Origin of the sequence: Micromonospora sp. NPDC050200 (assembly GCF_040656135.1) — a bacterium.
Classification (GTDB): domain Bacteria; phylum Actinomycetota; class Actinomycetes; order Mycobacteriales; family Micromonosporaceae; genus Micromonospora.
Genome location: NZ_JBFALG010000065.1, coordinates 14,046 through 35,168, shown reverse-complemented (window position 1 = coordinate 35,168; position 21,123 = coordinate 14,046). Strand labels below are relative to the sequence as shown.

Annotated in this window: 21 protein-coding genes and 1 tRNA gene; 14 read left to right on the top strand and 8 right to left on the bottom strand. The window is 68.4% G+C overall.

Annotated features, from left to right (window positions below; genetic code table 11):
* The 12 genes from AB0I41_RS29365 to AB0I41_RS29310 form a co-directional block, all read left to right on the top strand.
* Positions 1 to 634, top strand: a 634-nt coding sequence (locus tag AB0I41_RS29365) for a hypothetical protein (RefSeq protein ID WP_357113830.1), incomplete at its 5' end; no start/stop codon positions are given.
* An 84-nt stretch (positions 635 to 718) separates the two neighbouring features.
* Positions 719 to 1,588 (top strand): FtsK/SpoIIIE domain-containing protein, encoded by an 870-nt coding sequence (locus AB0I41_RS29360; protein WP_357113829.1) that lies wholly within the window; start codon positions 719 to 721, stop codon positions 1,586 to 1,588.
* Positions 1,585 to 1,794, top strand: coding sequence for a hypothetical protein (locus AB0I41_RS29355; protein ID WP_357113828.1), 210 nt, complete (start codon positions 1,585 to 1,587; stop codon positions 1,792 to 1,794). Before AB0I41_RS29360 ends, AB0I41_RS29355 begins: the two co-directional genes overlap by 4 nt.
* A gap of 89 nt (positions 1,795 to 1,883) precedes the next feature.
* Entirely contained in the window at positions 1,884 to 2,282 is a 399-nt protein-coding gene (locus AB0I41_RS29350) for a hypothetical protein (RefSeq protein WP_357113827.1), read from the top strand.
* Positions 2,279 to 2,578 (top strand): hypothetical protein, encoded by a 300-nt coding sequence (locus AB0I41_RS29345; RefSeq protein WP_357113826.1) that lies wholly within the window; start codon positions 2,279 to 2,281, stop codon positions 2,576 to 2,578. The genes AB0I41_RS29350 and AB0I41_RS29345 overlap by 4 nt, the downstream gene beginning before the upstream one ends.
* Positions 2,575 to 2,922 carry an RRQRL motif-containing zinc-binding protein gene (locus AB0I41_RS29340; protein ID WP_357113825.1) on the top strand — a complete coding sequence of 116 codons (348 nt, stop codon included), beginning with the start codon at positions 2,575 to 2,577 and terminating at the stop codon, positions 2,920 to 2,922. The genes AB0I41_RS29345 and AB0I41_RS29340 overlap by 4 nt, the downstream gene beginning before the upstream one ends.
* The gene (locus AB0I41_RS29335; protein ID WP_357113824.1) at positions 2,919 to 3,215 is read left to right on the top strand and encodes a hypothetical protein; all 297 of its coding nucleotides are present in this window, start codon (positions 2,919 to 2,921) and stop codon (positions 3,213 to 3,215) included. Before AB0I41_RS29340 ends, AB0I41_RS29335 begins: the two co-directional genes overlap by 4 nt.
* Positions 3,202 to 4,041 carry a DUF2637 domain-containing protein gene (locus AB0I41_RS29330; RefSeq protein WP_357113823.1) on the top strand — a complete coding sequence of 280 codons (840 nt, stop codon included), beginning with the start codon at positions 3,202 to 3,204 and terminating at the stop codon, positions 4,039 to 4,041. The genes AB0I41_RS29335 and AB0I41_RS29330 overlap by 14 nt, the downstream gene beginning before the upstream one ends.
* Positions 4,038 to 4,301 (top strand): hypothetical protein, encoded by a 264-nt coding sequence (locus tag AB0I41_RS29325; RefSeq protein ID WP_357113822.1) that lies wholly within the window; start codon positions 4,038 to 4,040, stop codon positions 4,299 to 4,301. The genes AB0I41_RS29330 and AB0I41_RS29325 overlap by 4 nt, the downstream gene beginning before the upstream one ends.
* Entirely contained in the window at positions 4,301 to 6,097 is a 1,797-nt protein-coding gene (locus AB0I41_RS29320) for a replication initiator (protein WP_357113821.1), read from the top strand. Before AB0I41_RS29325 ends, AB0I41_RS29320 begins: the two co-directional genes overlap by 1 nt.
* Positions 6,098 to 6,123: 26 nt before the next feature.
* Positions 6,124 to 6,312, top strand: a complete 189-nt coding sequence (locus AB0I41_RS29315) for a helix-turn-helix domain-containing protein (RefSeq protein WP_357113820.1) — start codon at positions 6,124 to 6,126, stop codon at positions 6,310 to 6,312.
* On the top strand, positions 6,309 to 7,718 hold the full coding sequence (locus AB0I41_RS29310; RefSeq protein WP_357113819.1) for a tyrosine-type recombinase/integrase: 1,410 nt from the start codon (positions 6,309 to 6,311) through the stop codon (positions 7,716 to 7,718). The genes AB0I41_RS29315 and AB0I41_RS29310 overlap by 4 nt, the downstream gene beginning before the upstream one ends.
* Before the next feature lie 187 nt (positions 7,719 to 7,905).
* Here the strand turns inward: AB0I41_RS29310 and AB0I41_RS29305 are convergent.
* Together AB0I41_RS29305 and AB0I41_RS29300 are read right to left on the bottom strand one after the other, a co-directional pair.
* Positions 7,906 to 7,978, bottom strand: a tRNA-Arg gene (locus AB0I41_RS29305).
* A 317-nt stretch (positions 7,979 to 8,295) separates the two neighbouring features.
* Complete coding sequence (locus AB0I41_RS29300; protein ID WP_357113818.1) at positions 8,296 to 8,598, bottom strand: nucleotidyltransferase family protein; 303 nt, start codon at positions 8,596 to 8,598, stop codon at positions 8,296 to 8,298.
* A gap of 643 nt (positions 8,599 to 9,241) precedes the next feature.
* Between AB0I41_RS29300 and AB0I41_RS29295 the strand changes: the two genes are divergently transcribed.
* Both AB0I41_RS29295 and AB0I41_RS29290 read left to right on the top strand, forming a co-directional pair.
* Positions 9,242 to 10,162, top strand: a complete 921-nt coding sequence (locus AB0I41_RS29295) for a transposase family protein (RefSeq protein WP_357113817.1) — start codon at positions 9,242 to 9,244, stop codon at positions 10,160 to 10,162.
* Between the two features lie 283 nt (positions 10,163 to 10,445).
* On the top strand, positions 10,446 to 10,898 hold the full coding sequence (locus tag AB0I41_RS29290) for a GNAT family N-acetyltransferase (protein WP_357113816.1): 453 nt from the start codon (positions 10,446 to 10,448) through the stop codon (positions 10,896 to 10,898).
* A gap of 79 nt (positions 10,899 to 10,977) precedes the next feature.
* On the opposite strand, the gene AB0I41_RS29285 is transcribed toward AB0I41_RS29290, so the two are convergent.
* The 6 genes from AB0I41_RS29285 to AB0I41_RS29260 all read right to left on the bottom strand — a co-directional run bounded on the left by AB0I41_RS29285 (position 10,978) and on the right by AB0I41_RS29260 (position 21,024).
* Positions 10,978 to 12,234 (bottom strand): IS66 family transposase, encoded by a 1,257-nt coding sequence (locus AB0I41_RS29285; protein ID WP_357113831.1) that lies wholly within the window; start codon positions 12,232 to 12,234, stop codon positions 10,978 to 10,980.
* A gap of 112 nt (positions 12,235 to 12,346) precedes the next feature.
* On the bottom strand, positions 12,347 to 13,591 hold the full coding sequence (gene ltrA, locus AB0I41_RS29280) for a group II intron reverse transcriptase/maturase (protein ID WP_357113815.1): 1,245 nt from the start codon (positions 13,589 to 13,591) through the stop codon (positions 12,347 to 12,349).
* Positions 13,592 to 14,722: 1,131 nt separating this feature from the next.
* Positions 14,723 to 16,459, bottom strand: a complete 1,737-nt coding sequence (locus tag AB0I41_RS29275) for an ABC transporter ATP-binding protein (protein WP_357113814.1) — start codon at positions 16,457 to 16,459, stop codon at positions 14,723 to 14,725.
* A complete protein-coding gene (locus tag AB0I41_RS29270) occupies positions 16,456 to 18,432 on the bottom strand; it encodes an ABC transporter ATP-binding protein (RefSeq protein WP_357113813.1) in 1,977 nt (658 codons plus the stop codon). Before AB0I41_RS29270 ends, AB0I41_RS29275 begins: the two co-directional genes overlap by 4 nt.
* Positions 18,422 to 20,482 (bottom strand): multicopper oxidase family protein, encoded by a 2,061-nt coding sequence (locus AB0I41_RS29265; protein ID WP_357113812.1) that lies wholly within the window; start codon positions 20,480 to 20,482, stop codon positions 18,422 to 18,424. The genes AB0I41_RS29270 and AB0I41_RS29265 overlap by 11 nt, the downstream gene beginning before the upstream one ends.
* Before the next feature lie 29 nt (positions 20,483 to 20,511).
* Positions 20,512 to 21,024 carry a DUF6220 domain-containing protein gene (locus AB0I41_RS29260; protein WP_357113811.1) on the bottom strand — a complete coding sequence of 171 codons (513 nt, stop codon included), beginning with the start codon at positions 21,022 to 21,024 and terminating at the stop codon, positions 20,512 to 20,514.
* Between the last annotated feature and the right edge of the window lie 99 nt (positions 21,025 to 21,123).

The window sequence follows — 21,123 nt, the reverse complement described above, 5'->3', positions numbered from 1 at the left end:
GCTGCTGACCTGCTGGGTTCAGCTGGCCAACCACACCCCGACCGTGGTGATGCTGCTCGTCGTCGCCCTGGTCGTCGGCGTCCCCGCCGCCATCCGACCGGTTCGCCGCCAGGTCATCGCCTGGACGTGGTGCCTCGTGGTTCGGCATCGGCTGCGTGTGTGCTTCGCGCAGTTCATCATCGCCAACCAGTCCGGCAGCCTGCCGCTGATCCTGTGGGCACGTCCCACGCCGGTCGGTGAGCGGGTCTGGGTGTACCTGCGTCCCGGCTTGTCGGCCAAGGACCTGGAAGGTCGTCTCGACAAGATCGCCGTGACGTGCCACGCCTCCACCGTGCTCATTGAGCGCGCTTCGGAGAACAACGCCGCGTACCTGCGGTTCGACATCAAGCGCCGGGAGGTGCTCACCGCGACGGTGGGTTCCCCGCTGGTCGACGTGATCGACCTGGCCGCTCCCGTCTCGGCATCGCCGCTGACGGTGCCCACCGCCCTGGATCTGCCGGACATCGACGCTCCGACGATCACCATCCCCACCCAGGGCAAGCCGGCCGCGAAGAAGCCGGCCACGACCGCCAACGGCAGCAAGCCCGCGGCTTCGGCGTCGTCGGACACCGACGACGTCTCCGACTGGATCTGACCACACCCGACCGGGACGCGAGGAGCCGACTTCGGCTCGTTCGTATGGCTCCTCGCGCCCACACCCCGCCCAAGGAGGGCACCCATGACCACCACGATTCCCACCTCCGCTGACGCGGTGCCGGTGGGTCCTGGCCTGTCGATGTTCGACCCGCTGTTCATCGGGATCGACGAGTTCGGCCAGCCCGTCTACCTGGACGTCATCTACCGCAACATCCTCATCGCCGGTGAGCCGGGAGGCGGCAAATCCGGCCTGGTCAACAACATCTGCGGCCACGGCGCGCTGTGCGACAACACCCGCCTCGTCCTCTTCGACGCCAAGCTCGTCGAACTCGGCCCCTGGCGCGACCTCGCCGACGCCTTCATCGGCCCCGACATCGACCAGGGCATCTCCGTGCTGCGCCGCCTCCTGGTCGTGGCCACCAACCGCTACACGTGGCTCCTGGCCAACCGGCGCCGCAAGCTCGCCGAAGGCGACGGCATGTCGGTCATCGTCACCATCATCGACGAACTCGCCATGTTCTCCACGGTGCTCGGCACCAAGGCACAGCAGGAGGAGTTCTCCACCCTGCTGCGGGGGCTCGTCTCCCTCGGCCGCGCGTGCGGCATGCCCGTCGTCGCCGCCACCCAACGCCCGTCCTGGGACATCATCCCCGCGTCGCTGCGGGACCTGTTCGGCTACCGGGCCGCGTTCCGCTGCACCAGCCTGAATAGCTCCAACATCATCCTCGGTCAGGGCTGGGCCGAGCAGGGCTACACCGCCTCCGACATCTCGCCCACCAACCAGGGCGCGGCCTACCTCCTCGCCGAAGGCGGCGTTCCCCACCGCATCAAGGCCGCCTACCTCACCGACGCCGACATCTACAACATCGCCGACTACGCCGCCTGGATCCGCCGCCCTGCCGGCACCAGCACCCCGGCGGTCAACCCAACCGAGTGGGAGATGGCCGCATGACGACCCGAGAGCGCACCTACGCCAAGGCCAACAACCAACGCGCCGCGCAGTTCACCGAGCTGTGGATTGTCGGCCGTCCCGAGGACATCGCCGCCATGGTCCAGGTCGCCTCCGCCAGCGGCCGACTCGTCTTCGTCTCCGCACCGACCCGCATGGGCGGTGACGACACCCGGCAACGCCGCTACCTGCGGCTGCGCACCCACTGATCGGCCGACAGGACCAGGTCACCGCCTGCCAGCAGAGCTGGTCCTGCCGACCACCCACCAACAGCCCTTGTCGAAAGGACGTGGCTGCCATGAAGGCTACCCACAACCCACCCACCGCAGTACTGGTCACCCCCGCTGACCTGCTCCGGTTCGCCGCCCTCTACCTGCTCCGGCACGGCTGGACCCAGGGCGACTACTACACCGTCGTCTTCGACGCTCTCACCCCCCGGGCCTGCGTCTCCGGCGCTATCGGCATGGCCGCGTACGGCACGGCCACGGAACTGCCGTTCTTCACCGACCGGCCGGAATGCTCCGACTACCGCGCCGCCGTATGGGCGCTCATCGACTTCCTGGACCTGAACTCGTCCACCGACCTGTTCGGCTGGAACGACGACCCGCGTCGGACCCTCACCGGGGTCATCAACGCCCTCAACTTCGCCGCTGACCGCTGGGACCGCCTCCACCACCAGAAAGGCGGGAACCGATGAGCACCGTCAAGAAGCCCTTGACGCCGAACCTTCCTCGGCAGAAGCGCCGGTACGTCGTCGAGAACGACGAGTTCGCCGGCTTCGCCCGTCGCATCATCCGCGCCCACGGCCGTCGCGTCGCCGACGGTGACGTCGAAGCACTCCGCGACCTGGTCGCCCTGTCGGCCAACCTCGACGAGGCCATCGGAGAGGCCGTGATCGGCCTGCGGGCCTTCGGCTACTCCTGGACCGAGATCGGCCAACGCCTCGGCATCTCCAAGCAGGCCGCCCAGCAGCGCTGGGGAGGCCAGCCATGACCGCTGTCATCTACGACCCGACCGGCACCGAGTTTGCCACCTACCCCTACCGCCTGGCCCCGGACGGCCTGGCCACCCGCCGGCAGCTCCGTGCGGCCGGCCTTCGCCCCGGAGGACACGACCCGGTCGCCCAGATCCTCTGGCGACGCGGCAAGCGGATCGCCTACCTCTACCGGCTCGACCTGGCCGCACCCAAACGCACCGCCACCCCGGCCCAACGCGAGGCCATCGCCAAAGCACTGCGCGCCCGCCGCACCTGCCGCACCTGTGGCGTGGTGCAGCCCTACTACATCCCCCGCCGCTACGGCGAATGTCTCGACTGCCACGAAGGGAACCCGTCGTGAGCTTCCACCTTTCTGACCCCTGCCTGTGGTGCATCGAGGGCAGCTCGCCCGCCGGCATCCACGACATCCTCGGCCCCGTCTACAAGCCCTGCCCCGCCTGCCTCGGCCCCTGCGCCCTCTGCGAGGGAGACGGACTGTTCCCGGCCGACTTCACCTGCCTGCCCTGCTTCCGCGACCAGATGGCCGCCCTCGGCCTGGCCCCGATCATGTGCGCCCACTGCTCCGGCGTGGTCGACCTCATCCCCATCGACACCATCCCGGCCCCGGAGGTGACTCCCCATGTCGACCACTGACCCGGCCACCGTCACCGAGCAGTTCGCCGCCGAGTACGCCCGCAACGCCGTACCGGCCATGCTCAAGGCAATCAACTCGATCAAGCGCTACAACCGATTCGTTCTGCTCGGTGCGCTGCTGACCAGCTACCTGCACCAAGCTCACTACCTGTGGACCCAGAACGCCGGCTACTTCGCCTACCTGGTGCCGCTGATCTTCGACGCCGCCATGGTGTCCATGCTCACCGTCGTCCGCACCTCCGGCATCGCCAAGGACGCCAAACGCGGAGCCCTGGTCGTCTTCGCCGCCGCCGCCCTGCTGTCGGCCACCATCAACTTCGCCTCCCCCGGCAGCCTCGGCCTACGCCTCGTCTTCGCCCTGGTCGTCGTCCTCGTCATCGGCGTCGAACTCGTCGCCGGACGCATCCGCCCCGACTTCGCCGCCATCGAAGCCGAAGCCTCCGCCCTGCTCACCGCCGCCCACAACCTCGCGGCCAACAACGAGCAGACCAGCGAACCCACCGACACCCCGCCGGCCGTCACGCCGGACACCAAGCCGCCGGCCACCGCGCCGGCAGTCGACACCCCACCCGCCACCGCGCCGGCTGCCATCGACACACCCGTCACCCCGGTGCCCATCGCCCGGCCCGAGGTGCCCGCGCACCTGGTCCCCACCGCCCGCTTCGCCATCCGTCAGCACGAGCAGACCCACGGCCGGCCCATCACCGCCGACGAACTCGCCGCCCTGCTCTCCGTCACTCCCGGCATCGCCCGGGAACTGCTGCACACCATCACCGGCCACACCCCGGCCGTCAACGGCACCCCCATCAGCGGTGGTGTCCGATGACCATCCACGTCGTCGACATCGAGCAGGTCACCCACACCTGCCCGGCCTGGCCGAACGAGCCGCACGTCTACGACACCCGACGCACCGTCATCGACGTCATCCCCGGCGGCCCCTGCCGGACCCCGGTCACCGTCCGCTGCGGCGACACGACCGCGACCATCGCGTGCCACCGGCACGTACCGGCCGCCCGCCAGTGCGGTGCCTGCCGGATCATCGTCACCCAACACACCATCACCACCCGGCACGAGGTTGCCGGCTGATGGTCTCGACGCTGGACCTCACGCCCCGCGCTTCGGCCCGGGGTGTGGGCTCGAACGCCGACACCATCGCCCCCTACGTCGGCTACACCGCCGCCGGCTCCGCGTTCACCCGCGCCACCGACCCGAACTACTTCGGCTGGCTGGAACACGTCCGCGCTGCCGCCGGCTGCACCCGCCCCATCCGTCTCGCCGGGCAGCTCCTCACGGTCGAGCCCGCCACCGGCCGGCTTCTGGACGCTCGGCACACCGACGCCATGCCGGATGCCGCGATCTACAAGGCGTGCGGCAACCGCCGCGCCACCGTCTGTCCCACCTGCGCCAGCGTCTACCAACGCGACGCCTTTCAGGTCCTGCGCGCCGGCCTCGTCGGCGGCAAAGGTGTCCCCGACACTGTCTCCCGCCACCCGGCCGTGTTCGCCACGTTCACCGCCCCGTCCTTTGGGCCGGTCCACAACCGGGCGGTCAAGCGGCACACCTGCACCAACCGCAAGCGCTGCGACTGCCGCCCCGACCCCTGCCACGCCCGCCGCACCACCGACACCACCGCCGGCCTCTGCCCCCACGGCCGACCCGCCGTCTGCTGGGCACGCCACGAACCGACAGACGCCGTCCTCGGCCAACCGCTGTGCCTGGACTGCTACGACCACGACCACCAGGTCGTCTGGAACCTCTTCGCCGGCGAGCTGTGGCGGCGCACCAAGCAAGCCGCGGAACGCCACCTCGCCCACCTCGCCCGCCGACGCGGCATCCCACCGGTCGAGCTGGTCACCCCCTCCGGCAAGGTGCGCAAGGTCGCCCCGGTCCGGCTGTCCCACGGCAAAGCCGCCGAGTTCCAAGCACGCGGCGCAGTCCACTTTTACGCCCTCATCCGCCTCGACGGCATCCACCCCACCGACCCCACCGCCGTCATCCCACCGCCGGCCGGGTTCACCGCTGCCGACCTCGACCTCGCCATCCGCCACGCCGCCGCCCAGGTCGACTACACCACCCCCGGCCACCCCGACCAGCCCGCCGGCTGGCCCGTCATCTGGGGCACCCAGCTCGACATCCGCCCCATCAGCCTGACCGGGGGCGGTGAGGTCACCGACAGCATGGTCGCCGGCTACCTTGCCAAGTACGCCACCAAAAGCACCGAGGTAACCGGGCACCGCTCCGTCAGGCTCGACGCCGATTCGATCGGCGACTACGCCGACCCCGACGGCGACCACACCGCCCGCCTCATCGACGCCTGCTGGCGACTCGGCCGACCCACCGGCACACCCGTGCCGCTGTCCCAACGGCCCCGGGACCACCGACCCCGGCCCGGCTTCGTCGAGCGCTGGGAGTGCCCCGACTGCGGCACCCACACCCGCTACCCCGCCTGCCCCGTCTGCGTCGCCGCCCGTCAAGCCGCCCTTGACGCCGAACCGAGGAAACCGGCCAGCGCCAACCCGTACGCCCGGCTGCGCCGGTGGGCCCACATGCTCGGCTTCGGCGGCCACTTCCTCACCAAAGCCCGCCGCTACTCGGTGACCTTCCAACTCCTGCGCGACACCCGCGTCACCTTCCGCCGCAACGAGGATCAGGACCAGGACCAGGGCGCCGGCGCACCCATCAAAGCCGCCGACCACCTCGACGACACCACGCTCATCATCGGCACCCTCACCTTCGCCGGCGTCGGCTGGCACACCACCGGGGACGCTCTGCTCGCCAACACCGCCGCCGCCATGGCTCGTGCACGACACACCACCGGCCGCGAAGAACTCGCTCATGAACTCGGTTCCACCCTCGCCGGTACCACGCCGGTTGCCGCTTGATCCGAACAGGAGGAAGGACTCTGACCTTGGACGACGAACTCATGACCGTTCCGGAGGTGCTTGCCGCGCTCAACAACGTTTCGCGCCGGACGTTTTACCGCTGGCGGGAACTCGGCATCGCCCCGGCCTGCATCCGGTTGCCAAACGGGGAGCTTCGGGTATCGAAGAAGGATCTCCGGATCTGGCTGGAGCAGCGGCGCGAGGTGGCGGCGTGAAGTCTCGCCGTGTCCGCATCTGGGCGATCAAGACCAACACCCCGGAGGGTGGCGGGTCGAAGAAGGGCAAGCGGTCGTACACCGTTCGCTGGGTGGTCGCCGGTCGCGAGAAGTCCCGGACGTTCGTCACACGGGCACTGGCCGACAGCTTCCGATCCGACCTGATGCAAGCCGCCAATCAGGGCGAGGGGTTCGACGTCGAATCCGGGCTACCGGACTCGATGGTGGAAACCCCAGCGGCTGTCACCTGGTTGGAGTTCGCCAAGAAGTACGTCGACATGAAGTGGCCGGGTGCAGCAGCCAAGTCGCGAGACAGCATGACCGAAGGGCTCGCCGCCGTCACGGCGGCGCTCGTCAAGGACACCCATGGTCGGCCACCGGTCGAGCTGCTTCGTAGGGCGCTGCGAAACCACGTGCTGCCGCCGCCGGCTCGTGACCTGGACATGCCGCCGGACGTTGCCGACGCGGTGCGCTGGCTGCGTCACGCCTCTCTGCCGCTGCCCGATCTTCGGGAAGCGGGGACCGTGCGGTGTGCGCTCGACGTCTTGGCGGTGAAGCTCGACGGCAGGCCGGCCGCCGCCACGACTATGCGCCGCAAGCGGTCAGTGTTCTACAACGCGCTTCAGTACGCGGTCGAGCTCGAAGAGTTGGAGTTCAACCCGATCGACAAGCTCCGTGTGCGATCGCAGCGCAAGAAGGTCGCCGAGGTCGTCGACCGCCGGGTGGTCGTCAACCAGCGACAGGCGCTCGAACTGCTGATGGCCCTCACCTACGTCGGTCAGCGGGGGAAGGCAAAACGTGGTGAGCGCCTGGTCGCGTTCTTCGCCTGCCTGTACTTCGCCGCGCTCCGCCCCGGCGAAGCCCTGGGGCTCCGGGAGCAGGACTGCGACCTTCCCGAGACGGGATGGGGACGCCTGACGTTGGCAAAGAGTCGCCCACAGGCGGGCAAGCGGTGGACCGACAGCGGCCAAGTCCACGACGATCGCGGGCTCAAGCACCGGGCCGAGGACGAGCCTCGCGGCGTGCCGATCCCACCTGCGCTGGTAAAGATCCTGCGACAGCACATCGAGCGGTTCGGCGTCGCCAACGACGGCCGCCTGTTCCGCAGCGAGCGGGGCAACGTCGTTGCCGCCTCCACGTACTCCCGAGTCTGGGAGGAGGCGCGACGCCTGGCGCTGACTCCACGTCAGGTCGGCTCCCCGCTTGCCGGACGGCCGTACGACCTGCGGCACGCTGCCGTGTCGTTGTGGCTCAACGCGGGCGTTCCGGCAACCGAGGTCGCCGACCGGGCCGGGCACTCCGTGGATGTGCTGCTCAAGGTCTACGCCAAGTGCATCGATGGGGAAGAGGCCACCGTCAACGGCCGGATCGACGAAGCGTTGACCGACGTGGCCTGGCCCCTATGATGGTCGCCATTCCGGATCTTGCCCCGGACACCCCGGCTGACCTGGGCAGATGTCTTCAAGATCATTCCGCGTATGTTCCGCGACCTACGACAAACGGCGGCTTTCAGTGGCCTACGGCTGCATACGCCGACCAATCGAGCGCCGTGCGTATTGCCAGCTCAGGTAGCGTTTTCGCTGATCTTCAAGGTGCCCCCGGCAGGATTCGAACCTGCGACACACGGTTTAGGAAACCGATGCTCTATCCCCTGAGCTACGAGGGCGCGAGGGCCTAGTCTAGCGACCTGGGGGTTCACCTGGGGTGGCAGGGAGTGGCCCACGTTCGCCCACGTCCCCCGGACCGCCGTTCTCCCAGCCCAGGACCACACCCGGAGCACACGAACCCCGGTTTGCGACCGGCGGTCGGCCGTGGTGACCCGCGTTGGCACCGGTTCACCCGGGTTGGCATCCGCTGGAGAGCACACACCGCGCACATCACCCAAGATCATCGTGTGCCCCCCGCCCGCTCTACCGACCCGGGAGTCGCTGGCCGGCAGGAGCGCGCGTCGGAGGCATCCCTCCGCAGGTTTCGAACGCTTGCTCAGGCCACGACGCGGACGCCGGACCAGCGTTCGGCGGGGCGGTGGCGGGCGAGTCTTTGCCGGGAGGTTTCCGGGCTGACCCTGGTCGGGTTGCGCCGCCACACTTCATTGAGCAGGTCGTCGAGGCCGTGCGGCGCGCAGACCACGACCTTGTCGTGCACGTCGAGACGGGCGGCCACGGCGGTGGCGTACTCGGGCCAGGTGGCGACCGCCTCGGCGATGGTGCGCAACGGGACCACGGAGTCCGCGCCGAACTTCGCTGGATACCATGTGTGCACGGCCGCCTGGTTCTTCGCCTCCACGGCAGCTCTGGCGAGCCGCCGGGTGTGGGGAGTTGCGCCATGGGCCCTTCATTGTTGCTTCGAGCACGCGGATCAGCTTCGCTGTTGTTCCTGCAGCTCCCGCGGGCGGCCTCCTGGGGAACGTCGAGAGTGGGGAGGACCGGGTGCTGGAGTCGACTCGAAGAACAACGCCGGGGCTGTGGGGCGCGATCGTGGCCGAGTTCTTCGACGTGGGCCACCCCCGGCAGCTGCCCTGGCCACGTCGCCCGCAAGCCGCACGACTGCCGGCAGCCCTCGCCGACTCCGGCCGCGGCTTCGACGCGGTGGTCGTGGGAGAGTGCGAGCGAGCCTTCTACGGCAACCAGCTCCGCTACCTCGCGCCGTTGTTCAACCTGTGCGGTCGAGCTGACCGAGAGGGGTCGCCGCTGCCGCGAAGCTCCTGCCGACGTCGCACCGGCAACCGGAGCGGCAGTGCGCACCGAATGGCCGCTTTGGCACAAATGCTCGGAGTGTTCTGGCGCGTTCATGCAGGTCAACATGAGGAGGCGCTCATCGAGTTCGGTCGGCCCGAACTAACGACCTGGGGATCAATAGTGGTGTGTTGATGTGACCCCGGCGTGTCGGCTTGATCGAGACGATGGCGGGCCGCACGGTCTGCTGATTTGTGACGATCAAGAAGGCCCGTGCGGCCCTGTCCCATTCTGTCTTCACCGGCATCTCCCGCAACCACCTGGACCGGCTCGTCGCCGAACTGGCCGAACCGTCCGTCGCCGCAAGGGAAGGACGGCTGCACCGCCGACGTGGCGGCCGGGACCGCCACCGCTGGCCCGGCGCCGGACACCCCGAAACCCTGACCCTGCGCGACCGGCTGCTGCTGACCTTGGCCTGGCTCCGCCTGGCCCTGCCCCACCAGGCCCTGGCCCTGCTCTACGGCGTGGACCGCTCCACCGTCTCCAACGCGATACGCCAGGTCCGGCCACTGCTGGCCGGCCGAGGCTTCGCCACCCCGTCCGGGCAACGACTGCACACTCTGGCCGACGTCCTCGCCTACGCCGCCGCCGAAGGACTCACCGTCCGCTTGGACGGCACCGAGATTCAGGTCCGCCGCCCACAGGCCAACCGGCCCGGCCGGCGGGCGTTCGTGTCCGGCAAGAAGAAGCAGAACACGATCAAAGCCACCGTCGCCTCCGACGCCCACGGCAGGCCGATGTGGGCCGGCGCCATCCGTCCAGGCCGACAACACGACCAGACTGCCGTGCGTACCGAAGGCATCGACGACCTCCTCGACGCCTACCCCGACGTGAAGTTCCTGGTCGACGCCGGCTACCGCGGACTGGCCAAGGACCACCCCGACCAGGTCATCGCCCCACCGCTGAAACCGAAGAAAGACGCCCCACCCGACGAGGTCGCCGCCTACGAAGCAGCCCGCAAAGCCCAGTCCTCGCAACGTATCCCCGCCGAACACGCCATCGCCGCGATCAAATGGTGGCGCACCCTGCAACGCTTCACCGGCCGCCGCGACGTCCTACCAGAGGTCATCCGAGCCGTAGCGGGCCTGGCCAGCGACCGCGCCGCAGCCCGATGACCAACCCTCAACACCCACCACAGTTGATCCCCAGGTCGTAACGGCATCGTGAGCCCCGGGTCAGGTGGCGCGGTGGTCTGGCAATAATGCCTGGCACCGTCGGCGCGGAGGTGGGTACCGTCCTGATCATGCAATGCTTCGCCGCTGGGCGCACCCGCTTCTGAGGGACGGCTCGATCCGAGCCGCGAGTTGCCCGACCTGTCAATCAGGCCGGGCTGTTCAACGCACCCTCAGACGAAAGGCACTGACCATCATGAATCTACGTCCGTTTTGGTCATCGGACATGGAGCCACTGCTCGAACTGACCATCGTCACCTTCGGCCCGTTCTACGAGGACTCGTTCCGGTCGATCGTGGGCGACGCCATCATGGCCAACCAGCATGGCACCTGGCGTGAGGACTACCGCGAAATGTGGCTCGGGCTGCACGACCCGCAGAACAACAAGCATGTCGTCGTCGCCGAGGACGGCGACACGCTCATCGGATTTGCCGCTTGGCAGACGAACCCCGACAAGCGCAGCGGTGAAATCGACATCATCGCCGTGGCAACGGATCAACGCCGCCACCAGGTTGGCACCGCGCTATGCACACACGCCTTCGAAGCGATGAAGCAGGCTGGCGTCGAGGTCGTATCCATCGGCACCGGAGGCGACCGGTTTCACGACGCGGCCAGGGCATTCTACGCCGGTCTTGGCATGACCGCCATGCCCCTGGTCCACTACTACATGGCCCTCTGACGGCGTACCGGTTGGCCGTCGACTGCGGCCAACCGGTATCCCAGTCTTCAAGAAGTCGAGCCCCGGCCGCCGTACGTATTCAGCTTGGGGCGGTTGCCGGGGGAAGCCATGGCCCGGTGGTGAAGAGCTGTTTGAGCACGTCGAGGGCGTCTTGGCCGTGTTTGGCGGCGGTGGACAGGTAGGACCGCAGGGCGGCGAAGTCGGCCAGTCCTTGCAGGGTGCGCCAGGTCGCGGAGATCTTCTGCTGGAGCTTGACCGGGCGTAGATCGCGTTCTGCCTGGTTGTTCGTGAACGGCACGGCCAGATCGACGGTGAACCGCAGGATCATGTCGCGGTGCGTGGCGAAACGTTCGACCAGCGTGCCGGCTCGTGACAGCTTGCCTTCCCGGTCGGGCGGGTTCTGCTCGCGGCCGTGGGCCACCGCCCCGGCATAGCAGGCCCGGATGTGGCTGACCTCCTCGGCGGTGAGCGCGTCCCGGCCGGCGGCGACGGCCTGCTCGGTCATCTTCTTGGCCATCAGCAGGGTGCCGGCCATCACCTCGGCCCAGCCCTGACCGGCCGGGTCGGTCTCGTGCACGCCGCGCAGGTCACGGATCAGATGCGCCCCGCACCAGGCGTGCTCGGCACTTTTGAGGTGCTGGTAGGCGGCGTAGCCGTCACGGACCAGGGTGCCGGTGAACCCGGGCAGCACCCCACCGGCGTCGACGTCGGCCGCCGACCGGCCGCCGGCGTGGAACAACGTCAACGCCGGGGTGCAGGCCACGTGCACGTACTTGAACCCGCCGCCGACGCGGGCCGGGGTCTCATCAGCGTGCAACACGTCTTGAACGTGCAGCAGCGCAGCCAGGTGCGAGGTGAACGGCCCGAGTCGGCGGGCGGCCTCGGTGACCACCTGGTGCACGAACCCGACCGACACGCGTACCCCGAGCAGATCGGCCATCAGTCCGGCGACCCGGCCGTAGGGCAGGAACTGTGCCGCCCGCGCGTACACGGCGGCGGCCTTGACATTCGTGCCGTACTGCATCCGGCCCGACACCCCATCAGGAACCGGCGGCTCGGTGACCTGCCCACACCCGGCGCACCGCACCGAGATCAGCTGATGCTCGGTGACCACCGGCTGCGGCACGGGCACCTCGACCACCTGCCGACGCTGCCGCCCGTACTCCCGGCCGCCCTCCAGACGCTCGCCGCAGACCGGGTTGGCACACCGGCCCGGCCGATGCTCCACCACATGATCCGGATCGGCCACCAGTTCCAGCGTCGAACCGGGCGCACCCGGCTGCTTACCCCGCCGCCGGCCGCTGCCCTTGCCCGGCTGTGGACGCGGCCGGAGCAGCCCGTCCGACGAGGGGGCGAGTGGCCGGGGGGAATCTCACCCCCCGGCTCTCTCAGAACCGGGCGTGAACCTCTCGATTCACCCGGCTCCCACCATCCGACCACCATCCGACCTACGGCCACGCCCCGAACTGCCAGTGCACGAACAGCCCGGAATCTCGCGAGGCGATCTCCTTGAGGAACTGTCGTGCCCGTTTCGGGGAGTAGCGCATCCGTTTGTACTTCCCTTGCGCCCAGCGCACCAGTTTCTCGTTGAGGTGCCGGAACAGCGGGTAGAGCGCGGACCTGCGGAACATGCCGTAGTACCCGATCCACCCCCGGACCACCTCGTTGATCATCTGCGCGAGGTAGGAGAGCGAACGATCGCTGCGCCGAGGCAGCCACCATGACCGCATCTGCTTCCTGACCCGCTTGGCCGCCGCATCACTGATCGCCGGGGAGAAGCTGGCGAAGTACTCGCCGTCTTTGTTCCGGGCCAGCCGCGGGCGGAACGTGTACCCGAGGAAGTCGAACTTCTCATGCTCGTAGGAGCCGGTTCGATTCGCGTCCTTGCAGTACACGATCTTGGTCTTGTCAGGGTGCAGCTCAAGACCGCACTCGACCATCCGCGCCGCGATAGCGTCGCGGACCTGTTGCGCTTGACGCTCGCTGACACAGTGCACGACCGCGTCATCGGCATATCGCTCGAACCGGACTCCCGGGAACGTCCGAGAGATCCAGGTGTCGAACGCGTAGTGCAGGAAGAGGTTCGCCAACACAGGCGAGATCGCCGAGCCCTGGGGACTCCCGCGATCCCGCGCTTCGAGAGCACCGTCGGGCCGTTGCAGCGGCGCGACCAGCCACCGCCGCACATACAACACCACCCACGCTTCGGTGGCGTGTTTCACCACCGCCCGTAGAAGAAGCTCATGGTCAATGGTGTCGAAGAACTTCCGGACATCCAGGTCGACCACCCAGTCGTACTTCCAGCACCGGCTCCGGCACGCCCTCACTGCGTCCAGCGCGGACCGTTTCGGACGGTAGCCGTAGGAGTCGGGATGGAACAACGGCTCGACCCTGCGCTCCAGATACATCGACGCCACCGTCTGCGCGATTCGGTCGCCGACGGTGGGCACACCGAGGACCCTGACGCCTCCCCCACTCTTGGGAATCTCGACCGCGCGCACCGGCGGGGGAAAATAGCTCCCCGAGGACATCCGATTCCAGATCCTGTACAGGTTCCCTGACAGGTCCCGCTCGAAATCCTCGATCGTCTGCCCGTCCACACCAGCCGCGCCCTGGTTCCCCTTGACCCTCAAGTAGGCCGCGTAGACGACCTTCTTGGAGATCTCAAACGGTTTCGGTCTCGGCTCGTTCACCTGACTCCTCCCGGGCACGCCGGTTGGCCACCGAACAAGCCAGGATGGCCCGTCTCCTTCGCTCCACCCGCATTACCAGGCATCACCGCTACTACGAGACGGTCCGCCCCCGTGTCCGGCATCGGTACTCCGGCCCTTGCGGTTTCCGCCGCTTGGACCTCTCCCTCTCCCGACCGATCACCATCAGCCGGATCGCCTGGACGACGGGTTCTCACGTTCCACGCAAGAGCCCGGGCCACGCTCGCGCCACCTCCACGCCGGACACCACCTGGGCAGTCAGCAGGCACCCCCCAGACTCATCCCGGGGCAAACCCACCCCGGTTTTGATGTCACCGAGTTCTCTTACGACGCGTCACCAGCGGTTCGCTCTCGCTCGCCTTCGTGACCCATACCTGACGCACTCACCGGCACGCCGTTTCCGCAACGCTCACCACCCCGGCTCATTCACCGACGCAGCTTGCGGTGGTTTGAAGCCCCCTCCTGCAAGACGACTCCGGAGGACCTACCTCCATCTCTCACGCAGCACCGCTCCAGCAGCAGCGCGTTACATCCGCACACCACCTTCACGTTCGTGACACACCGGTTGAGACGAGTTCGACGAGTTCAACCCCAGCCGGCGCCGCAACTCTGCGTTCTCGGCCTCCAACCGCTCGACCCGTTCCCGCAGCTGAACCAGCATGGCCAACAGTTCCTCATACGAGGGCGGGACCTGCGGCTCGGGCAACACACCATGATCTTGCCAGCCGATCAGCCAGAGTGGACAACCGACCATCGACCTACATCAAGCTGAATACGTACGGCCGAACATCTTCCCTTACCTCGTCAGCGACGACAGCATCCCCGATGACCGGCGGGTGCCCTTCGTCGACGCGGCGCTGCTGGCGGCCCGCTGCCCCACTCGCAAACAAGGACCATGGCGGCGGAGCGAGAGGATTCGGGGGCAGCGCACACCGATCATCCGTAACGGGGCCGGAAGCCAAGCAGGCGACCCCATCTCGGCAGTTGTGCGATCGTCGCACCCGGCCTCGACCGGTACAACGCGACCGCGTCGGCCTTGAACTCGGCGGGGTAGCGCTTGTTCACCATCGTGCTTCAGGACTCCTGTCCACCCGGGCCATCAGAATCCAAGGTTCAAGTGTCCAAGGTCAGGGGGCAACTCCCTGCTACCGGTGTCATGGAAATTTGCCAGAAATCGGCGTAGCGGCCGCCGCGACGTAGCAGCTCATCGTGGCTGCCTTCCTCCACGATTCGGCCGCCGTCCAGAAATACGACGCGATCGGCGCGTCGGACGGTCCGCATCCGATGCGCGACCGTCACCACCGTCCGGCCCGCCATCAGGCGCTCGATGCCCTCGTGGACGGCCGCCTCGTTCACCGGGTCCAGCGCGGAGGTGATTTCGTCCAGCAGCACGATGGGCGCATTCTTCAGCAGCGCTCGCGCGATCGAGACCCGCTGGCGTTCACCGCCCGACAGCAGTGCGCCGCCCTCGCCGACATTCGTCGCCCATCCGCCGGGCAGTCGCTCGATCACTTCGTCCAACCGCGCCGCGGTCGCTACCGCCCGTATCTCGGCTTCGTCGGCGTCGGGACGGCCGAGACGTACGTTCTCCTCGATCGTGCCGTCGAAGAGATAGACGTCCTGGAAGACGACGGCGATCTGCGCCATCAACACCTCGGTGTTGATGGCGCGCACATCCACACCTCCCACGCGCACCGCGCCCGCGTCCACGTCGTAGAAGCGCGCGATCAACTGCAGCAATGTGCTCTTACCCGCCCCCGACGGTCCGACAACGGCAAGCCGCTGTCCCTCCGGCACGGACAACGACACGTCGTCGAACACCGTTCGATCGCCATGTCGGAAGGTGACCGACTCGAACTCCAGGTCATGGCGTACCGGCTGGATCGGTTCGGGAGCTTCCGGCAGCGGCTCGGCGCGCAACACCATGTCGAGCCTATCCAGCTCGGAACGGGCGCCGCGGAGTTTGCCACCGATATCCGACAGCGACAGCAGCGGATCGGCGCAGCGGGCTGCGAGCACCAGGATCGTCAGAATCTCTGCCGCACCGATCTTCCCGCCGAGCGCGAGGTAGGCGCCCAGGACCAGCAACACGGTGAAGATCGCCTGCACCGTGAGCGTCAAGCCCACTGCGCCGGGCAGCGTCGCCAGCACAGTACGGCGGGACGCGCGCTGGACTTTTTGCAGCGAATCGTCGAGCAGCGTGAAGCGTTCGCCGGTCCGGCCGCCGGCTCGCAGCACCGGCTGGGCCTGCAGATATTCGATGACTCGCCCGGCGGCCTCCTTGTCGCGCTCGTGGCGCTCGGCATCGGTGGCAGCCATCGAGCGTGCCGTCCAGCTCTGGATCGCCGCCACGATGGGTGCGGCCACCAACGCGGCCAGTCCCATTTGCCAATTGAAGGCAAGCATCACGGCAACGATCGTCAGGGGAGTCACAAGGGCGGAGATGAACGGTGCCAGCAGATGCGCCGCCACACCCATCGCCGCCAGGAGGCCGCGGCCGGCCATGACGGATACCTCGCCGACCCGGCCGGCGCCGTACCAGCCGATGGGCAATCGGGCCAGATGCTCGCCGAGCCGGTGATACATGCCCCGCAACATCGTGGTCCCGACGCGCATGCCGGACAGGTCGCTGACGTAGCGCAGCACGGCGTAGACCGCGACCGCGGCCCCGAACGCGATCAGCCACGGCCCGGCATCTGCGGGCGTGCTCCCCAGCAGTGCCTGCAGCACCGGAACCAGCAGTGCGTAGGACAAACCCTCGGCTATCGCGGTCATCGTCATGAGGACCACGGTGCGACGCATTGCCTGGGCGTACTCGTGTCCCAGCACGCGCAGCAGCGTTCGGATCATCGGGTCTCGTCTCCTTGCCGTACGCCACCGTGGGTTTCGGCCTCGTCGGCGATCGCCGAGCGGTGGGTTTCCCAGAACGCGGCGAACTTTCCGTTTTGTGCCAGCAGCTCGGCCGGCCTGCCGCGCTCGACGATCGACCCGTTTTCCAGCATCACGACGGTGTCGGCGTCGGCGACCGTCTCCAGGCGATGGGCGATGACCAGAACCGTTTGATCGCCATCCAGCGTCGCCAAGGCCTGGCGCACCGCCTGTTCGGTCTGCGGGTCGACGAAGGCCGTCGCCTCGTCGAGCACCAGGACGGGCGCGTTGGCGAGCAGTGCGCGTGCGATCGAGATTCGCTGTGCCTCGCCACCCGACAGTTTGACGTCTTCACCGATCACCGACTCGTATCCGCGCGGTAGCTCGAGAATTCGATCATGAATGTTCGCCAGCCGGGCGACGCGAACCACGTCGTCGCGGTCGGCATGCGGTACCGCGAGCGCGATGTTGTCCGCGACCGACGCGCGCAGCAGGCGAACATCCTGGAAGACGAAGGAGACCATCCGGTAGAGATCCCGACTGTCGAGCTCGCGCAGGTCGACACCGCCCAGGACGACCGCACCGTGGGTCGGGTCGAAGAACCGCGGCAACAGCTGAACCAGCGTGGATTTCCCGCTTCCTGACGGCCCGACGACCGCGGTGACCGTCCCCGGCTCGAGCACCAGGTCGATTCCGCGCAGCACCTCCTGATCGGCCACGTGTTCCTCGCGCCTGCGGCGCTCGTCAACAGGCTCAATCGGCTCGCGAGTGCGAGGGAGCTCGCATTCCCCTCGCCTCACTCGCTTGTAGCCGAATCGAACGCCACGCAGTTCCACCCGGTGATCCTGTGGTGCTACCGGATGCCCCGGCTCCGTCAGGGGCTGCACCTGGAGTACTTCCTTGATCCGGCCGACCGCTCGGCCGGCGGCCTGCATGTCGTCGAAACCGTGGCCGAGGGCCGCCACCGGAGCGGTCAGGCCCAGTCCGAGCAGCAGGAAGGGCAGCAGGTCGGCCGGGGCCATGCCACCGGACGTGATCAGAGCCGCACCGCCGACCAGCACGACCAGCAGCACGAACGGCGGCGACAGCGCCAGCTGCATCCCCGCGGCGACCACGGACATACCGCGTACCCAGCGGGAAAAGATGCTGACGAAATCGTCCGCGGCCTGGAGGAATTTGCGGTGGGCGCGCTCGGATCCGCCGAACGCCTTGACCACCGAGATACCTTGCACGAACTCGACGACGGAACTCGCGATCCGTCCCATGGCCGCGTCGAACTCCTTCTGCTCGCGAAGCCGGGCGGGGAGCATCAGCAGGGGGACCAGCAACACTGCCATCACCACCGGTATCAGGGTGATCAGCGTGAGCCGCCAGTCGATGGTGAACAAGTAGATCAGCGACACCAGCGGCACTACGAATGCGGCGACGAGTTCGCCGGGGGCGTGGGCGATGAACGGGTGCACCGCACTCACGTCCTCCCCCACCACCTTGGCCAGCTCGCCGGTCCGGCGCCGGGAGAACCAGCCGATCGGTACGCGCCCCAGCTGTGCCGCCAGTTGCCGACGCAACGTCAGTTGCACCTGGCCGTCGACAACGTGCCCGATCCCGGACGAGGCGGCCGTGAACAGCAGTCGTACGAACAACCCGGCCGCACCCGCGATCACGACGGCCCAGGCATGGCCGTGGTCGATCGGGCCGGGCGACAAAAGGGTACGACCCAGTTCGACGACCGCCAGCAGCGGCGCCAGACCGGCGATGGCGCCGATGACCTGCAGGATTACCACGGCGGCGAAGCTCCAGAGATGGGGGCGCAGCACCCGTGCCATGCTCTGTCCGGCCGAGGAGTCGGCATTTGGTGGCGGGGTGGCCTGCTCGCTCGCCTCAATCAGATCCGAGGTGGGGTCGTCCGGGCAGGAGGCCGAGCGACGAGCAACCAACGGCGGGTCACTGGTCATGGCTTCGACCCCTGGCCGTACCGGTCGCGTGGGCGGTGTGTGAGCCGTGGAATGGCGTGGTGACACCGTCGTAGCGCAGCTGCAGCATCATCCCCTGATGCGCGTGGGGCAGGTTGTGGCAGTGGTTCATCCAGATCCCGGGATTGTTGGCTTTGAACGCGACCTCCCACACCTCCCCTGGACGAACGTCGAACGTGTCCATCCACAACGGACTGCCGGACGACGGTGTGCCGTTCCTGGACAGGATCAGCACGGGATGGCCGTGTAGATGCCAGGGATGAGTGTCCAGGCCCCGGTTAACCACGGTGAACCGGACGAGATCACCTTCGGCGACGACCTGGTCCGGGATCGACGGATGGCCAAGGCCGTTGACCGTGTGGGCGTACGCCGGCCGGCCGTCGACCATGGCCACACCGCGGTCCAGGACCATGGTGAAGTGCCGGTCGGCGCGGCTCGCGGCGTCGAACGGCACGGCGGCCGGCGTTCCGTAGCGCAGCAGGTCGAGTTCCGGCCAGCCAAAGGTGTCCCCGACAGCTGGCTTTGCACCGGCGGGGCCGTCATCCGGGTGCAGCCGGAGGCCGCCCGCGTGATCGTTGTCGAGGACGAGCGCCACCGGTATGTCCGGCATGACGAACACCAGGTCGTACCGGCCACCTGCGGGAAGGCGCAGTCCGGTGTCGCTGACCTCGCCGGGTTGGTGGAGATCCCGGCCGTCGACGGCTGTCACCCGGAAGGGCGTTCCGGCGAGCGCGAACCGGTGTGGATCCGAGTCGGTGTTGATCAGCCGCAACCGCACCTTCGTACCGGCCGCTGCGGTGTGGTCGGTGCGCCCGTCCTGGTCGGCGAGCACGACGGTGCCGTCGAATGTGTGCACGGGCAGCGTCAGGTCCAGCTGCTGCGCATCGGCGTCGTCGACCTGCTGTCCGCGTGGTGTCACGACGAGGGTCCCGTACAGGCCGCGGCGCACACCACGGTGAGACACCTGGTGGGTGTGGTACCAGTAGGTTCCCACCTGATCGGCGCGGAACCGGTAGACGAACTCCTCACCGGGTGCCACCACGTCCTGGGTCAAGCCCGGTACGCCGTCCTCACCGCACGCCAGGTCGTAGCCGTGCCAGTGCAGCGTCACACCGTCGTCGATGTCGGTGTTGCTTAGCGTCACCTCGACCAGATCGCCCTCGACGGCGGTGATCGCCGGGCCGGGCACCTGCCCGTTGTAGGTCCAGGCATCGAGTTCGCGTCCGGACGGGAGCCGGACCGTGGCGGTCTGCGCGGTGAGTTCGTACTGCCGCCTGGTGCCCCCCGGTGCCGGTGCGCCGGCCCCCCGCAGGTCGGTCACGGACACGACCGGACCGGAGCTGGACGAGCGGCCGGGGCCGCCTCCGGTAGCGGCGGATTCGGCCGGCATGAACAACAGGCCGACGCCGGTGGTGCCGGTACCCGCCACGACTGCTCCGCCCCCCGCCAGGCTGATGAACCGGCGGCGTGACAACCCGGGCCCGACGTGGGGTGCCTGGGTGGGCGCGCTTCCGGCGTCACCGGTGGTGTCATCGGCGTCAGTGGCGCCTGCGGTGGTGTCGGCCGGCGCCGCTACGACGCGCGCGGTCAACAGTGCGCCCGCGCCGACGAGAGAGCAGGCGATCAACGCAGTGCTCCAGCTCAGCGGATAACCGACCAGGAAGGTCACCACGAGCCCGGCCAGGGCCGCGTATCCGGCGGTGAGCAGCAAGACAGCGCTACTTGCCGGTATCCCGCCGCCCGGCGCCCGGCCAGCGGATATTCCGGCTCGCGCCGAACGCCTCGCCGAGAGCAGCCGCGGCCCGGCGATCAGGACGGCGGCCAACCCGGCGGCACCTAGCATCGGCAGGCCCAACAGCACCTTCTCCTGCACAAACCACCAGCCCCGGCCGGCCAGCATTACGACCGTGGCCGCCCGGGCAAGAGTCACGAGCACAGCCGCCGCAAGGAGGCCGAGCGCGAGCCGGGCGCGCCGGGCGGCCGCGGTGGCGCCGGCCGCGAACCACACAGCAACGCTCAGCAGCGCGACCACATGGTCCGCGATGATCAACTGACCCGTCGTCATGACGCAGGCTGAGCCGGTCCGGCCGCCTGTCCGGACACCCGCGCGTCGTCGCCCGTACCGGCCCGCCGATGCGCGAGCGCGGATCTCGACAGCGCTCGCGCCCGCTGGGCGACCCTCCCGGCCACTGCCAGGATGATCAGACCGTTGACCGCGTGCAGGCCGAAGATGAGCTGGCCCGCTGTCGTGCTGGTGCCACCCGTGTCACCGAGCGCAGTGGCGAACTCCCGGATCAGAACCTGGACAACAACCAGCCCGGCGACCAGACCGGTCATCCCGATGAGCCGGCCGGGCATCCGGGTCAGCGCGGCGACGATCGTCAACACGGCCGCGAAGAGCAGGATCACGTAGCCCAGCGAACGATGTATCTGGAAGGACTCGTCCTTGGGCGCCGTGTCGAAGGCGCCGCTCGCGGCGAGGAAGAACTGTACGACGATGACCAGCGCCAGCAAGGCCGCAAGGCCGGCGAACACTTTCCGCAACGTATGCCCCTTAGAGGTTGGTTGGATCACGACATGTGATGTGGGCGTCGTCGCCCCGTGGACGACGGCTCGTCGCCGACTGCGCTCGCCGTCGTACGAGCGGCGGCTGCCCAGCGGTTGCGGGCAGCC